Raw genomic sequence first — 16,120 nt, 5'->3', positions numbered from 1 at the left:
TTTAAAACCGACATGTGTTTGCGGCGGCCATAGTGCTGCCGTTTTTTTATCCGCTAGAGTTGTCGTATTCAGCTATTTATAGCGAAGTTTCTGCACGTAGTAATTCCACCAATCTTCGTCCAGCGCGGCCTAAATTTTGATTGCGGTGGTGTACCATTTTAGGGATGAAACGATAACGCGAATCTTCGACAAATTTAACTTCAACCAATTGCTTCTCTTTTAGTTCTGTTTGAACTAAAAAACTGGGCATCCAGCCATAACCCAAGCCCATTAACAAAGCTTCTTTCTTGGCGAAAAAGCCGTCTAAGTAAAACACACGTTCGCTGCCGAATATGTGTTGATCATTGCTGCTTTGGCTGGAATCTTGTACCGATAGTTCCGTATGTTCTTGTAATTGTGCGAGGCTGATATTTCGCATTGCGGCAAGCGGATGTGAGGCACTCACACACAAAACACACTCGATTTCTGACAAATTTTCTGCACGTAGATGTGGATGTGCAACATAGTCTTTGACGATCATTAGATCAGCTTTGTCGGTTTCAAAGCGATGTTGTACACCCTGCAAAAATTCGACCTTCACTTGGACACGGGTTGGTGCGCCCTCATCGGCGAGATTCTTCAGCGCTTTGAGTATCGATTGCAGCGGCAAGATGCCATCAATGATGACTAAGAGTTTGGCTTCCCACTCTTGATTCAGTTCTTGCGCCAATACCTCTAATTGATTCGCTTGAATCAGCAGACGCCGACCTTCTGACAATATGACTTCACCAGCCGATGTGAGCTTGACGCGATATCCATCACGATCAAGCAAGCTTAAACCTAGTTGTTGTTCAAGTTGCTTGATTTGGTAGCTGATGGCTGATTGGGCGCGATGTAAACGCAGAGCTGCTTTGGCGACGCTGCCTTCACGTACCACGGTATCGAGTGCCAATAAAAAATTCAGATCTAAGCTCATGAGATTGCAGAAATGGTGGTGAACACAATCAAATAATTAGATCATGTTGTGCAAAATATTACGCTTTTTTTGTTTAAGTGTGTTGGTTACAGTGACAAGAAAATTCACTAACGCGGTGTTGGTGAACATAATTTGAATGGAGACCGACGATGACACAAGCAAATCCACTGAAGCTCAAGGGCATAGAATTTACTGAATTCTGTGGTCCATCCGCAGACTATCTAGAAAAATTATTTTGGGCTTTTGGTTTTTCGAAATTGCGTCAACATGCATCGAAAGCGATTACCTATTTCCGCCAAAATGATATTCATTTCCTTATCAATAATGAGCGTCAAGGCAATTCCGCCGCATTTGCGCAGAAGCATGGGCCATCAATTTGCGCTATGGGGTGGCGCGTCGAAGATGCGCAGTTCGCCTTGCAAGAAGCGGTGAAACGTGGTGCACGCGCGGTAGCGGATGCAGACAAGGATCATGCTTACCCAGCAGTGTACGGAATCGGTGATAGCTTGATCTATTTCATCGAGCCCAGCACCAGTGGTTTAACGATCTATGAACGCGATTTCGTCGCTTTGCCGTCGCCCTTGGTACAAGCGGATAAAGGATTCCTCTGTGTTGATCACTTGACCAATAACGTCCCATTTGGCGAGCAAGAAAAATGGGCGGATTTTTATAAGACTATTTTTGGTTTTACCGAGGTGCGTTACTTTGATATTCAAGGCGCTAAAACTGGCTTGACTAGCTACGCGCTGCGTTCTCCGGATGGCAGTTTCTGTATTCCGATTAATCAGCCGAAGAATGAACAAGATCAAATCGCCGAATATTTGCGCGATTACAACGGACCTGGCGTGCAGCATTTGGCTTTTTTGACCAAAGATATTTTGCACTCACTAGACCAATTGCAGGGCAGTGAGATTGAGACTTTGGATATCGATGACGAATACTATCAAGATGTGTTTCAACGTGTTCCGAATGTGCGTCAAGATCACGCCCGAATTGCGCAACATCAGGTCTTGGTTGACGGTGATGAAGACGGCTACTTGCTGCAAATTTTCACTAAAAATATTATTGGCCCTATTTTTATCGAGATCATTCAACGTGAAAATAATCTGAGTTTTGGTGAAGGCAATTTTGGTGCCTTGTTCCGCTCTATCGAAAAAGACCAAGAACGTCGTGGCGTAATTTAAGGAGTATGAACATGACATCGCTATCAACATCAGCAAGTTCCGCATTCGGATTGCAGGGCGTACATCACGTCGCATATCGTTGCCGCGACACCAAAGAGACAGTGGAGTTTTATCAAAGAGCTTTAGGGATGGAATTTATGCTGGCGATCTCGGAAGATCGCGTGCCATCGACAAAAGAAGAAGATCCATATATGCATGTGTTTTTGGATGCAGGAAACGGCAATGTCTTGGCTTTTTTCGAGATTCCGAATTCGCCACCTATGGGACGTGATCCGAACACCCCAGCATGGGTGCAGCATCTGGCGTTTAAAGTCGATAGTTTGGCTGGATTGATGGCGGCAAAAACGCATCTGGAGAGCTTAGGCTTGGAAGTCATCGGGCCAACGAATCATGAATTATTCCAGTCGATTTACTTCAATGATCCGAATGGGCACAGGATTGAACTGGCTGCCAATACTTCAACGCCAGAGATGTTGCAGCGCCTAAATCAATTGGCACCGCAAATGTTGGCCGATTGGACGGCAAGTAAGCGTACCGTACATCACGCTGCATGGTTACATGAGAAGGAGTTTGCTCAATAGGCGGGGCGAGATCATGAAAAACGATGCTGAGGAACTCAAGAATTGAGTTAAACATTACCCCAAGCATCAAGACATATCATCAGGCATCACGAGGCATCATTAAGCAAAGCGGAAGAAATTCAGCTTTGCTTTTTTTGCATGTGCGCTTCGATGTGGGCTTGAATTTGATCTTTTCCATTGATGTTCATCGGTGCTGTGCTATTCGGTTTCGCGTTTGTTGTTTTGTATTCTTAGATCTTCAATTTTCCGTAAATCGTCTGAAAAATTCCTGCATAATTGTTCACGTAAAAAATACGCTGAAACCCATCCAGATCGCACCTAAGTTCAGCACTGTTTTTTTCAATATAGCTACCTTAACGAGAGAGCATTGACAGTGATGCCGATCAATCCATCTATGAGCGTCGAAACCGAACAAGAAATTGCGCTATTACGCGAGCGGAATTCTTCGCTGAACATCTTGAGCGAATTTGCGATTGCCTTGTTACGCTTGCGCACCCGAGAAGAAGTATTGTGGTACACCGCGAATGAAGTCGTGGGTCAAATGGGTTTCGCGGATTGTGTGATTTACTTGTGGGATAGCCATAAGCAGCTACTGATTCAACAATCAGCATTTGGGCATAAGCTTGATGTGCAAGGTGTGATCAGCAACGCGCTCGAACTGCGCTTAGGCGAAGGAATTGTCGGACGTGCAGCATTGCGCAGAGAAGTAATTATCGTCAACGACCTCAGTGGCGATGCTGGGTATGTGGTCGACTTGCAGGAATCAGGCTCAGAGTTAGCGATACCGATTATTTATTCCGACCAATTAATTGGTGTGATTGATAGCGAAAATCTCGAGAAAAATTTTTATACACCCGATCGCATTAAGATATTAACGGCGGTAGCATCTATGGTTGCTGCGAAATTGGCACAAACCAATTTGATTGATCAGCTGGAATCGTCGATCAGTGAGTTGGAATATGCAAAGAAACTGCAAAGCGTACTCTTTAATATCGCTGCATTAACTTACGAAGATGAGAATTTCTTCACGGTGTATGAGCGTATTCATCATTTGATTGCTGAATTGTTGTACGCAAAATCCTTCTTTGTCGCGGTCTATAACGACGAAACTCGACGAATAGAATTCCCCTATTTTGTCGATGAGCGTCATCCAGATTTGCCGGCTGACATTGGCCCCATCGATACCGAGATGCGCGGTATGTCGGCATGGGTGATTTTCAATAACACTTCACTTTTGCTTAATCGTGAAGAAATCGTTGAGCGCATAGAGCGTGGCGATTTTGAATTGCTCGGTACGATTGCAGAATCTTGGCTGGGAGTGCCAATCAACGCTGGCGATGATTTAAAAGGCGCCTTAGTGGTGCAGACTTATTCGCCTTTAGTTGAATATCTCGAAAAAGATAGAGAGCTACTGAGCTTCGTTTCGCGTCATGTGTCGAATCTATTGAAGCGCAAAGTGACAGAAAAGAAATTACAACATTTAGCATTGCACGACGCCTTGACGGGTCTGGCAAATCGAACTTTGTTTCTTGATCGCGTTGCGCACGCATTGAAAAAGCAAGATCGCCAAGGACAAAGACTGTGCGCTGTTTTGTATATGGATGTGGATTTATTTAAGACTATCAATGACCGCTATGGACATGCGGTTGGTGATGCGCTGTTGACCCAGTTTGGGCGTTTGTTGACTCAGCAAACGCGTCAGCTTGATACAGTGGCACGGCTCGGTGGTGATGAGTTTGCTCTGTTTTTAGAAGATATCGAGTCGCAAGAAACTGCGGTGCAATTGGCTGACCGCATCATTCTTGCCTTGCAGCAGCCTATTGCCGCAAACGAGGTATTGATCATTTGCTCGACCAGTATAGGTATTGCGTTTGCGACTGACACTGCGATTTCCGCGAGCGAGATTATTCGTCGCGCTGATGCTGCTATGTATCAAGCCAAGTCTGCTGGTCGTGGCCATTATCAACTTTACGATCCTTTATTAGATCGTGCCAATGTGCGTGATTTGGTATTGGGTGAAGAAATTCATACGGCATTAAGTGAACAACAGTTTGTCTTGCACTACCAACCCGTGATGAATGTTGCGACTGGCGTCGCAGTTGGTTTTGAAGCGCTGTTGCGTTGGCTACATCCTTTGAAGTCTTGGATACCACCTAATGAGTTTATTGATTACGCTGAGAAGCACCGTTTAATCGAGAAAATTGATCGCTATGTTTTGCGCCAAGCATTACAACAAATGCGTGCATGGCGCGAGCAAACTGGGGTTTCACCCAAGGTTAGTGTGAATATTTCTGGTCGTCATTTTGCAAGCCCAGAGTTTATTGATACGGTATTGGCCTTGCTGCATGAATTTAAGATTGAACCGAATACCTTAGGCATAGAAATTACTGAACGTGCGGTCATCGAAAAATTTGCGATTGCACAGAACAATATTCAAGTACTGCAAAAAAATCATGTACGCGTTTTGTTAGATGATTTTGGTACTGGCTACTCGTCGCTCAATTATTTACATCAATTGACCTTAGATGTAATCAAGATCGACCGTACTTTTGTCAAAGGAAGCCGCGGCAGTAAGCAAGATAACCCCATAGTTAATAGTATCGTGGCATTAGCGTCGGCAATGAATTTAACCGTTGTTGCGGAAGGTGTAGAAACGCAAGATGAGTTAATGGTATTGCGCGATGCTGGATGTGATTTGTGCCAAGGATTTTATTTTTCAAAAGCCTTACCAGCGGATCAGGCAATTGCTTATTTCTTGACACATCAAGATTTGAACACTGCGGCTTCTCACTAAACGTTTGTGGCCAGCCAAGCTGGCGCTAGTTTGGATGCGTAATGACTACCGATGTCATGCTGATAGCACCCATCACTAATTCTTTGTTGACGATAGCGATTTGGTCCCCTTCGCGTTTCGCTCCCAGTACATAAAGCAGCGGTAAATAATGCTCTACTGTTGGTACCGACAATTGCGCATCTTGACCATATTGTGTGTAATTAACGACGCTGGCAAAGTCTTCGCGCAGTATTGCTTCTTGGATTTGTGTGTCAAAGCGTTGCGCCCAATCGTAACCATCAATCCGCATATCCAATCGTCGCAAGTTATGCACGATATTGCCGCTAGCGATGATCATGATGCCTTCGTCGCGTAAGCTCGCCAATTGTTTGCCTAAGCGAAAATGAAAGTCTTCGCCTTCGTGCAGATTCAAACTCAGTTGCACGATGGGTATATCTGCAGCTGGATACATTTTGATTAAAACCGACCAAGTGCCATGATCCAAACCCCAAGTGTGGTCTTGATGTACATGCATAGGCCCTAATAATTGGCTGATTCGTTGCGCTAGTTCAGGGCTGCCCGGTGCCGGATAGTTTGCCGCAAATAGGGCAGGTGGGAATCCACCGAAATCGTGAATGGTTCTTGGCTTCGACATCGCAGTAACCGCCACATTGTTGGTCATCCAATGTGCAGAAATTGCCAAGATTGCTTTTGGCTTAGGAAATTGTTTGCCTAGTTGTTCCCACATGGCAGTAAATTGATTGTCTTCAATCGCGTTCATAGGGCTGCCATGACCAAGAAAAATAGCAGGTTGAATCGGCGTTTGCATAAGAATTTCCTAACTAGATAAGTGGTCGAGACGATCGCGCAGCATTTCTACGAATTTCAGTTTAATTTGCAGTTGCAGTTGCAGATGAGGTTATTTCACATGGCTTCAATGCCCAGTCTGCAGCAGCACGAGCGTGTAAGCTAGTGGTATCAAATAGAGGTACTGCGACATCACCATTATGAACCAATAGAGAAATCTCGGTGCAGCCGAGGATAATTCCCTCCGCACCACTTTCAATTAGCGCAGACATGATGCGCAAATAATCTTGGCGTGAAGACTCGCGGATGATACCTAAACAGAGTTCATCGTAGATAATGCGATGGATAATTGCGCAATCTGCCTCATTCGGGATTAATACTTGTAAGCCATGTTGTTGACGCAAGCGGTCTTTGTAAAACGCTTGTTCCATGGTAAATCGGGTGCCGAGTAAGCCGATTGTTTGTAATCCTTGTGATCGAATTTCGCTTGCCGTTGGATCTGCAATGTGCAGCAAGGGGATTTTGACCGCAGCTTCGATAGCTCCCGCGACTTTATGCATCGTGTTGGTGCATAAAACGATGGTCTCTGCACCGGCACGCTCTAGTGCCTGTGCTGCTTGTGCCAAGATTTCACCAGCGGCGTACCAATCGCCTTGCCTTTGCAGTACTTCGATTTCGTGAAAGTCGACACTGAACAAAATGATCTTTGCTGAGTGCAAGCCGCCTAGTGCATGCTTTACTGCTTCATTAATTTGACGATAATAGGGAATGCTTGATTCCCAGCTCATACCACCAATTAGACCAAGCGTTTTCATTGATTGTCCTCAATTCTCTAATTTCTGCTTTGTTCGTATTGATCATTGTTGTAGAAACTTTGATTCTCCGTTTCAATCAAGCACAAAGTAGACGTCGAATTTGTATCGAGCTTACTTGAGCGTGACACGTTTCTTGATAACTTCCTTGAGATCACTAGCATTTCCAACCGCACTTTCTTCTGCCTGAATATGTAGCTCTGCTTGTTTTTCATTTTTAGACCAAATTACTTGTTTTAGTTTTCCTTTGGGCAGCTTTGGGTGATTATTCACCCGTAATTTGTCGCGATTAAAACTGGCGATTTCAAGTGAGCCACTGATTTGAAAGATGGCATAGCGACCCGATGGTGAAATACTAAACTCGGTACATTGGCAAAGATAGCGTTTATCAAAATAAAGAAATTTAAAACTTTGATTACTGTGCCAGCGGCCAGACACATTAATTTGTTTTGATTCTTGAAATCGATAGCCGTGTCCGAGATCTTTGTTGGTTTGGGTGAGTACTTGTGCGCTTGTCACCGTGCTGATCACACTCAGCGACAGCAATGCTGCTAACAACTTAGCGCTACTTTTATTGAGCTTGTTCGTCAATTTTTGGTGAAGTTGATTCAATCTGCAATTCATTCCGCCGCCATTTTTAATGTCATAGGAATAAATGCTAAACCATGCATTTCTTGTTTTTCTGCGGTGGGAACGAAACCAAATTTGCGATACATTTTTTCTGCAAATAGAGAGGAGTTGACAGTAAATATTCCCGGATTCCCATTCGCCAGTGCATACGTTTTGACGTATTGCCAGAGTTGCGTGCCATAGCCTTGCTGATGATGTTGAGGATCAACAAATAAATGGTAAAGATGGGCATTGTCACGAATACCGATGGCACCGACGATTTTTTGATGATCGTCAATTCCCAGCCAGTAGCGAAATTGGCTTGATTGCAAGCGTTCTGCCATAGCCGCAGGCGTAATGCTGGCAAAAAACGGTTCTGCTTCGCGGCCATCGGCGTGAATGGTGAGATAACTGATAACGCGATGAACTAGGTGACTCAGCACTTCGGCATCTTCTAGTACGGCGGGACGGATCAACATAAGCGGTTTTTTTAAACGGGACTGTGTGATTATGCGGCAATACTGATAGACGTTGTTAAGAACTCAGAATTTGCATTTAATCATAGACCACTTGCGCTATTTCAGGCAATCTTAGCATCACTCAGTACAGGTGATACTACGATGGTTTTTACGGGAAGAAGTCTATGTTGGGCTTAACACGTCGGCGCTATATTTTATTAGCTACTTGCATTTATGCGGTATTCGCTTGTGCGTGGATATTTCTGTCCGATCAACTACTGACGATGCTCACTGATGTCAGTTCGATGCTTTGGTTGTCTACCGTTAAAGGTATCTTCTTTGTGGTTGCAACGACTACGTTGTTTTATTTTGCGATGCATGCAGTACCAGTTGGTCGTGATCGACGTGCTTTTACTTTATCCAATAATTTGGCGGATGAACATCATTCATTGCGGCAATCGCCTTGGTTAGTGTATGGACTAACCTTGGCGCTTACCGCCGGGATGTTTGTCTTGCACCAAACCGTAGCACTAGGAGTTCATGGCGAACCCATGTTGATTTTGTTTATTTTCCCAATTGTATTGAGTGCGATGTTAGGCGGATTGTGGTCAGGATTATTGTCTACCACATTAGCAGCGACGGGAATCTATCTCTATGTATTAGACCCAAGAGGCAGTTTTGCGGTCAAGGATTCTACCGATCTCTTTCAATGGTTAATTTTTGTTGTGAATGGACTTGCCGTTAGTATTTTGAGCGAACTGCTGCAACACGCAATGGCAAAAGACGAAAAGCATAGGCGCTTACTTGATGCCATCGTTTCGGGAACTTCTGATGCGGTTTATGTTAAAAATCTGCAAGGTCGCTATGTCATGGCAAATCAGGCGATGGCGAATCATTTAGAAATACCGATCGAAGACATTCTTGGTGCGCATGATAGTGAATTATTTGATGTAAGTTCGACAGAATTCATTACGGGTAATGATCGGCGTATGCTGGCCAGTGGCAATCAACAAGAGCATGAAGCACACTTGACTACTAAAGCTGGAAAGAAATTGGTGTTTTTGGCGACCAAAGGTCCTTTGATCGATCAGCAAGGGAAAATCTTTGGTGTATTTGGTATTTCACATGAAATCTCTGAATTGAAGCGGATTGAGCAAGATTTACAACTCGTTTTGCAAGAGGCGGGTGATGCGATTTGGATTACTAACGCACGAGGTGAATTTATTTTTGCTAATCCATCTGCATGTAAGGTGACTGGTCACAGCCTTTCGCAGTTACAAATGATGTCGATTCCGGATTTACTCGATGATATGACCAAACTGAAATTGGAGGCGCATTTAAGAGAATTAGCGGTAGAGAAATTCATTCGGCGAGATTGGCCCTTATTGCGCAGTGATGGCAGTTTGGTACAAGTCGAGATGATCACTAAACGTTTGCCAGATGGTCGATATGTCGCGTTCGGACGTGATTTAAGTGAAGTACAGTTAGCGCAAAAAGCCTTGGTTGAGCGTGAAAAGCAATTGGCGCGCGTGCTAGAAGGAACAGACCAAGGATATTGGGATTGGAATCTAAAAACCAATCAATTTGAGGTCAGTGCTCGCTGGGAAACGATGTTGGGTTATGCGCCAGGTGAAATGCAGATTTCGCCAGAAAAGTCGTCTTTGTATATGCATCCCTTGGATTATCCTAAGGCATTAAAGTCGCTACAAGACCACTTGGCTGGCAAGAGTAGTTTGCATGAGTTGGAATTACGCATGTTAACCAAAACCGGCGAGTGGCGTTGGATTTTGACGCGCGGCAGAGTGGTGGAATGGGATGAAGCAGGAACGCCAGTTAGGATGTCGGGCACGCATACCGATATCGCCGAGAAAAAAGTATTAGAGCAAGCGCAGCGCGATGCGGCGACGGTATTTTCTAGTAGCTATGAAGGCATCATGATGGTGGATATTCATGGCTTGATTAGCAAAGTCAATCCCGCCTTCACACGGATCACTGGTTATTTTGATCAGGAAGTGCTTGGCAAGAGCCCAAAGATTTTGGCATCTGGCCGTCATCCTGCCGAGTTTTATCAACACCTATGGCGCGACTTAATCAAAAATGATTTTTGGCGGGGCGAGGTTTGGAATCGACGCAAGTCCGGTGAGGAATACATCGAATTGTTATCAATATCGGCAGTACGTGATGAGCTTGGAACGGTATTGCACTACATCGGTGTTTTTTCAGACATCACGCAATTAAAAGCGCATGAAGATGAACTCGATAAAATTGCCCATTACGACACCTTAACGGGTTTGCCAAATCGGCGTCTATTGAGTGATCGCTTAGGGCAAGCATTAATTCGGGCGCAAAGAGATCAAAGTTTGTTAGCCGTCTGCTTTTTAGATTTAGATGGATTTAAGTTGGTGAACGATCGGCATGGTCACCATATTGGTGATCAATTATTGATTGGTGTGACCGCGCACTTACGCAATGTGTTACGCGCCAACGATACCTTAGCTCGCATAGGTGGTGATGAATTTGTGATTTTGTTGTCGGACATTAAAAACTCGATGGAATGTATGCAAGTGCTAGATCGCGTCTTGCTAGCTGCTAGTCATTCAGTTCGGGTTGATGACATCGTGCTACAGGTCACGGCGAGTGTGGGGGTGAGTTTATTCCCCGACGATAATGCCGACGCCGATAGCTTGATGCGACATGCGGATCAGGCCATGTATGTGGCAAAGAACGCGGGCAAAAATCGTTACCATTTATTTGACCCTGAGAGTGACAGAAAAGCGCAACTTCATCGTAGCTTCCTTGAGTTGTTAAACACGGCGCTAATAAATCGTGAATTTGTTTTGTACTATCAACCAAAGGTCGATTTGCGTGATGGTCGCGTGGTTGGTGCAGAAGCGCTGATTCGTTGGAAGCATCCTGAGCGAGGCATCTTATCGCCAGCGGAGTTTTTGTCTTATATTCACGGCAGTGCTCTCGATCAGAAATTAGGTGAATGGGTGATCCAAGAAGCCTTGACGCAAGGTGAGATTTGGCATCAACAAGGCTTAGCAATTTCGATTAGTGTCAACATTAGTGCCGATCATCTTTTGCATAGAGATTTCAGCACACATCTGGCATTTGCTTTGTCACAGCATTCGGCGATGCCGGCGCACTGTTTCGAATTGGAAGTGTTAGAGACGGCTGCAATTGTCGATATCGAGCAAGCCGTCGATATCTTGCAAAGCTGCCGTCGCCTCGGTGTGCGTTTTTCTTTGGATGATTTTGGCACTGGTTATTCTTCGCTGACTTATTTGCGCAAATTGCCGATCGATACGCTAAAAATTGATCAAAGCTTTGTACGCGATATGCTGCATGATGCTGAAGATCTAGGCATCGTTGAAGGTGTGATCCGTTTAGCCAATGCGTTTCACCGTGAGGTCATCGCGGAAGGCGTCGAGACCTTAGCGCATGGTGCAGCCTTATTAAATTTAGGTTGTCATTTAGCACAAGGCTATGGTGTTGCACGACCAATGCCAGCCGAGCAATTGAAGGCGTGGTCTGAGCAATGGCAGGCCGAACAAGCATGGCTTCCGCTGTTACCAGATTTGCTGAAGGCTTCTTAGAACAGCGCAAGTGTCGAGAAATCGAGTAGCATGTCGGTTTTATGAAAATCTTAGGCTAGTTTTGTGCGCTAGCGATTTGAGAGATTAATGGTAATTCCCCCTTGATCTATGCACGTGCGGCCTGATATGTGTCGTTATAGGCGAATATAGATCGTCGCAATTTGTTGAAGAAGAAAGTGATTATGTCTGAAGAAAAAGAGAAGCAAGCCGAAGCCGCAAGTCCATTTTTGGAAGAGAAGGCATTTAAATCTCGTACCGTTTTGGTGTTCGGTACGATCAACGATAAATTAGCGGCAGAAGTGAGTAAGCGTTTGATTGCTTTGTCCGCTGAGTCGAACGAACCAATTACTTTATTGGTGTCGTCACCTGGTGGTCACGTTGAATCTGGTGATGTGATTCACGATATGATCCGTTTCATTAACGCGCCAGTGCGTGTGGTTGGTACCGGCTGGGTTGGTAGCGCAGCGGTGAACGTGTTTTTGGCGGTACCGAAACAACATCGCGTTTGTTTGCCAAATACGCGCTTCTTGATTCATCAACCTAGTGGTGGCGCTGGTGGACAGGCGACAGATATTGCGATTCAAGCACGTGAAATCGTCAAGATTCGTGAACGCATTGCTGCTTTAATCGCCAAAGAATCTGGTCAGACTTTAGAACGTGTGACTAGCGATATTGAACGTGATTATTGGATGACTGCGGTAGAAGCGCGTGATTATGGTTTGGTGTCGCGAATTATTGTGCAACAGAGTGAATTAGATGCTTAATTAATTGATCACTGAGTTGCTGAGCGATGTAAAGAAGGTGCAGACGATGTCATCGTGCTGCACTTTTTTTATCTAATCAAGTTGGATTAGCCAGCAACATTCGCTGCTTGTTTAATTGCGGTGACTTCGATTTCAATCTTCATGCGCGGATCAGCTAGACCTGCAGAGATCATCATCGCAGCAGGGCGAATCTCACCAAAATATTGCCGTAGCACGGGCCAGCATAATTCAAATTCACTGGCATCAGGCACCACGTAATTGACACGCACCACATCGGCTAGCGTGGCGCCCGCTTGTGCAAGTGCTGCTTGGATATTCTTTAAGCATTGATCAGTTTGTGTGTAGATATCGTCGGCAATCGTCATATTGCTGTAATCAAATCCCGTGGTACCTGCAACAAATACCCAGTCTCCATGCACAATCGCGCGTGAATAGGCGATTTTTTCTTCAAAAGTCGATCCTGAACTAATTCTTTGTCTGCGCATGATGTTTTTGCTTTCTCAATCAGTTTCGTTTTACTTTGTCAGTGCCTTATTGAAGCGCTGAATCAATTCATCCGGCACTTGCAAACTACACATCAGAAATCGTTCTGGACCTTGCGGCATACCTAGCGGTTTAAAGATATGTAGTTGTTCACCACCTGGTATGGTTTTAATCATATTGAGCGCTTCATCTTCAGGTACAAAGATAAAGTCAGCGCGGCGGGCGACCAACATCTTTGCCATGTTTAGAGATTCTGCAGTGGTGTTGACGACCACCACGCGCGAGCGTTCAATTGCGTCATCAATCACGCTTCCATACGATGCCGCATCTTTCTTTAACATCCTGATGCCGGGTATGCTAAGTGTGCGCAATAAATCCATGGATTTTTCGGGTTGAAAATCGCGGTGAGCAAGCATGACTGAAGGTCGGTCTGTATCATGAAAAATTGCCTGACTAAACTTGGCATATTTTTGTCGATCTTTATTTTTAAACATACCAACTGCACAGACGGCTTCATCATTCGCTTCAACCACACTGAGTTGGCGCTTGAATGGTGTTTCCACCCAGACGTAAGAAATCCCTGCATGTTGCATTGCTTGCGCGGTTGGAGTGATGACTAGTCCGGTGATTTTTCCACGGGAATCACGATAAGAAATAGGGTCACGAATTTCGTATAAAAGCTTCAGCGGTTCCGCAGCAATGGCAGCGTTTGTGATCCCTATGAAACTGAAAAATGCGGTGGAAAAAATACGGCGGAGTGTCATTCTATGGCAATAAAAAAATAAAAAATCACCATGAAATATTTCGTGGCTAGCGAAGCATACGAACTTGTCACACGCTTGTCAAAATCAATCACAATCATTGATATAAATGATTAGTCTCAATGATTAGTATCTATGAAAAGACTATGTGATTACTTTTACGATACTGCTAGATTTTCCTAGCGCCCTATCGGTGTCAAGAACGTGGTGGAATAGCATAAGTGGTCACAACATGCGCGACCAATTCATCGCTACCATCCGAATACAAACTCACTTCACCCACCGCTAAAGTTTTGCCGACTTTTATCAGCTGACAATGCGCAAGTAGGTCTTTATCTGCGCGTGGCTTGCGTAAGAAATTGATACTAAGGTTGGTGGTCACTGCCAGCGGTACGATGCCGATTTCGGCTAACAAAGCAACGTACATTGCGACATCGGCGACCGCCATCATGACGGGGCCAGAAACTGTGCCACCGGGGCGTAAATGACTTTGATCAATGGTTTGGCGCACCGATGCGCCACGCTCTGACACCGACTCAACTACCACGCTACTTTGTGGAAAATCGCTACGCAGAAATTCTTGCAGTTGCTGAACATTTAATTGTGGCATGGTGATTCGAAACAGAATGAAATAGGCTACAGCCTAGCATAATCAGCAAAGATCGCTGCACAGCTGTTCCTTAAGTTTAACTAAATGTAGCCTTGAATATTAATCGCTGTTATATGGCGCGGGTTTCGGTAGAATTTGTCACATCAATTTTGGTTTGTTTCATTTCACTTTTGCGCTTTATTGTTGATTGAAATTTGTAACTGCATATAGAAATAGGATTTGGACTATGACATCTACTCTTAAGCCCACCCGTCGTGGCTTTTTGCAAACTCTTAGCAGCTTGACTGCGGGTCTTGCTAGTTTAACCAGCCTGCAAGCGGCCGCGCAAACTGGAGCGCAAGCCAATAGCGATAAACGTCCAGCTGGTGCGAAGTACATGGGTGACTTCGCCGCGCCGAAATTGAATAAGGTGAAAGTCGCGATTATTGGTGTCGGTGCGCGCGGTTCAGGTCATGCGGCACAATTAGCCACAATCGAGGGCGTACAGTTTGTCGGTGTTTGTGATGTGGTCGAAGCGCGGGCAAAAAAATCCGCAGCAGTAGTCAACAAATTTGGGCACACGCCAAAAGTCTATTACGGTGATGAGAATGGTTGGCGCACCATGCTAGCCGAAACCAAACCAGATGCGGTGTTTATCAATACGCCTTGGAGTTCTCATGCGCCGATGGCGATCGCATCGATGCATGCTGGCGCCCATGCATTTGTGGAAGTGCCGATTGCAACGACACTGAAAGAAATGTGGGATATCGTCGATGCATCAGAAGCGACCGGGCGGCACTGCATGATGATGGAAAACGTCAACTATGGTCGAGAAGAATTGTTGTACTTGAACATGGTAAGACAAGGTGTGCTCGGTGATTTGCTACACGGTGAAGCATCGTATATCCATGCCTTACGTTTTCAAATGGAGAATGGTGATTCAACTGGTTCATGGCGCACTTTTGAATACGCGAAACGCAATGGCAATCTATATCCTACGCATGGTTTAGGTCCGGTCGCACAATATATGAACTTGGCGCGCGGTGAAGATAATTTTGGTCGCATCACTTCGTTCTCATCGCCAGCCAAAGGTCGTGCAGCGTACGCCCAGAAATCAACAAAGCTGACCACGCCAAAATTTAGAGAACTCGATTTCAAAGGCGGCGATCTTAATACTTCGATTATCAAGACGGCTTTAGGTAGAACGATTATGGTGCAGTGGGATGAAACCACACCACGCCCATACTCTCGCCACAACACGATTTGGGGTGTGAATGGCGTATTAGCTGGCTTCCCAAATCGTATCTCAGTCGAAGGCATCACCAGCAATTATCACAAGTGGGCAGAGGGCAAAGAATGGGAGGCGATTGCAGCAAAATATGAGCATCCTTTATATCTGCGTATGGGTGAACTAGCGAAGAAAATGGGTGGACATGGCGGTATGGATTTCTTAATGCTGTTCCGCATTATTGAATGCTTACGACTGGGCGAACCGATGGATCAAAACGTCTACGAAGGCTGCTTCTGGTCAGCGGTTGGCCCATTGAGTGAAAAGTCGGTAGAAGAAGATGGCAGTTCACAAGTGTTCCCTGATTTCACCCGGGGAGATTGGAAAACAACTAAGCCTTTGAAAATTATCCTTTGATAGAAAGCTCTGTACAACTTACTGCATGATTGAAATTTGTGCAGAGGGCTCTAATATTGAGTACAGAAATGGCAAACGCACCGTTGAATTTCTTAACGGT

At 45.0% G+C, this 16,120-nt stretch carries 14 protein-coding genes; 6 read left to right on the top strand and 8 right to left on the bottom strand.

The features are described 5' to 3' along the window. Positions 1-76: 76 nt before the first annotated feature. Complete coding sequence (locus KDM92_RS03705; protein ID WP_212683068.1) at positions 77-955, bottom strand: LysR family transcriptional regulator; 879 nt, start codon at positions 953-955, stop codon at positions 77-79. 149 nt (positions 956-1,104) lie between these two features. On the opposite strand from KDM92_RS03705, the gene hppD reads away from it, so the two are divergent. The 3 genes from hppD (at position 1,105) to KDM92_RS03690 (ending at position 5,514) form a co-directional block, all read left to right on the top strand. Then, on the top strand, positions 1,105-2,139 hold the full coding sequence (gene hppD / locus KDM92_RS03700; RefSeq protein ID WP_212683067.1) for a 4-hydroxyphenylpyruvate dioxygenase: 1,035 nt from the start codon (positions 1,105-1,107) through the stop codon (positions 2,137-2,139). A gap of 11 nt (positions 2,140-2,150) precedes the next feature. Continuing rightward, positions 2,151-2,720 carry a VOC family protein gene (locus KDM92_RS03695; protein WP_212683066.1) on the top strand — a complete coding sequence of 190 codons (570 nt, stop codon included), beginning with the start codon at positions 2,151-2,153 and terminating at the stop codon, positions 2,718-2,720. A gap of 394 nt (positions 2,721-3,114) precedes the next feature. After that, the gene (locus tag KDM92_RS03690) at positions 3,115-5,514 is read left to right on the top strand and encodes an EAL domain-containing protein (RefSeq protein ID WP_212683065.1); all 2,400 of its coding nucleotides are present in this window, start codon (positions 3,115-3,117) and stop codon (positions 5,512-5,514) included. A 25-nt stretch (positions 5,515-5,539) separates the two neighbouring features. Here the strand turns inward: KDM92_RS03690 and ygiD are convergent, their stop codons facing one another. The 4 genes from ygiD to KDM92_RS03670 form a co-directional block, all read right to left on the bottom strand. Continuing rightward, entirely contained in the window at positions 5,540-6,322 is a 783-nt protein-coding gene (gene ygiD, locus KDM92_RS03685) for a 4,5-DOPA-extradiol-dioxygenase (protein WP_212683064.1), read from the bottom strand. 61 nt (positions 6,323-6,383) lie between these two features. After that, positions 6,384-7,115: an aspartate/glutamate racemase family protein gene (locus KDM92_RS03680; RefSeq protein ID WP_212683063.1), complete on the bottom strand. Its 732-nt coding sequence runs from the start codon at positions 7,113-7,115 to the stop codon at positions 6,384-6,386. Positions 7,116-7,226: 111 nt separating this feature from the next. Further along, positions 7,227-7,724 carry a hypothetical protein gene (locus tag KDM92_RS03675; RefSeq protein ID WP_212683062.1) on the bottom strand — a complete coding sequence of 166 codons (498 nt, stop codon included), beginning with the start codon at positions 7,722-7,724 and terminating at the stop codon, positions 7,227-7,229. Positions 7,725-7,732: 8 nt separating this feature from the next. Then, on the bottom strand, positions 7,733-8,200 hold the full coding sequence (locus tag KDM92_RS03670) for a GNAT family N-acetyltransferase (protein WP_212683061.1): 468 nt from the start codon (positions 8,198-8,200) through the stop codon (positions 7,733-7,735). 164 nt (positions 8,201-8,364) lie between these two features. On the opposite strand from KDM92_RS03670, the gene KDM92_RS03665 reads away from it, so the two are divergent. Together KDM92_RS03665 and KDM92_RS03660 are read left to right on the top strand one after the other, a co-directional pair. Beyond that, a complete protein-coding gene (locus tag KDM92_RS03665) occupies positions 8,365-11,778 on the top strand; it encodes an EAL domain-containing protein (protein WP_212683060.1) in 3,414 nt (1,137 codons plus the stop codon). 182 nt (positions 11,779-11,960) lie between these two features. Then, positions 11,961-12,542 carry an ATP-dependent Clp protease proteolytic subunit gene (locus tag KDM92_RS03660; RefSeq protein ID WP_189345532.1) on the top strand — a complete coding sequence of 194 codons (582 nt, stop codon included), beginning with the start codon at positions 11,961-11,963 and terminating at the stop codon, positions 12,540-12,542. 86 nt (positions 12,543-12,628) lie between these two features. Here KDM92_RS03660 and KDM92_RS03655 read toward each other — a convergent pair whose 3' ends face one another. The 3 genes from KDM92_RS03655 to KDM92_RS03645 form a co-directional block, all read right to left on the bottom strand. Then, positions 12,629-13,027 (bottom strand): RidA family protein, encoded by a 399-nt coding sequence (locus KDM92_RS03655; protein WP_212683059.1) that lies wholly within the window; start codon positions 13,025-13,027, stop codon positions 12,629-12,631. 30 nt (positions 13,028-13,057) lie between these two features. Then, on the bottom strand, positions 13,058-13,789 hold the full coding sequence (locus KDM92_RS03650) for a substrate-binding periplasmic protein (protein ID WP_212683058.1): 732 nt from the start codon (positions 13,787-13,789) through the stop codon (positions 13,058-13,060). A gap of 193 nt (positions 13,790-13,982) precedes the next feature. Then, positions 13,983-14,396, bottom strand: a complete 414-nt coding sequence (locus KDM92_RS03645; RefSeq protein ID WP_212683057.1) for a PaaI family thioesterase — start codon at positions 14,394-14,396, stop codon at positions 13,983-13,985. 226 nt (positions 14,397-14,622) lie between these two features. On the opposite strand from KDM92_RS03645, the gene KDM92_RS03640 reads away from it, so the two are divergent. After that, positions 14,623-16,020, top strand: coding sequence for a Gfo/Idh/MocA family protein (locus tag KDM92_RS03640; RefSeq protein ID WP_212683056.1), 1,398 nt, complete (start codon positions 14,623-14,625; stop codon positions 16,018-16,020). Positions 16,021-16,120 lie beyond the last annotated feature (100 nt).

The organism is Affinundibacterium baiyunense (assembly GCF_018139645.1).
Lineage (GTDB): Bacteria > Pseudomonadota > Gammaproteobacteria > Burkholderiales > Burkholderiaceae_D > Undibacterium > Undibacterium baiyunense.
This window is presented reverse-complemented; position numbering and strand designations above follow the sequence as displayed.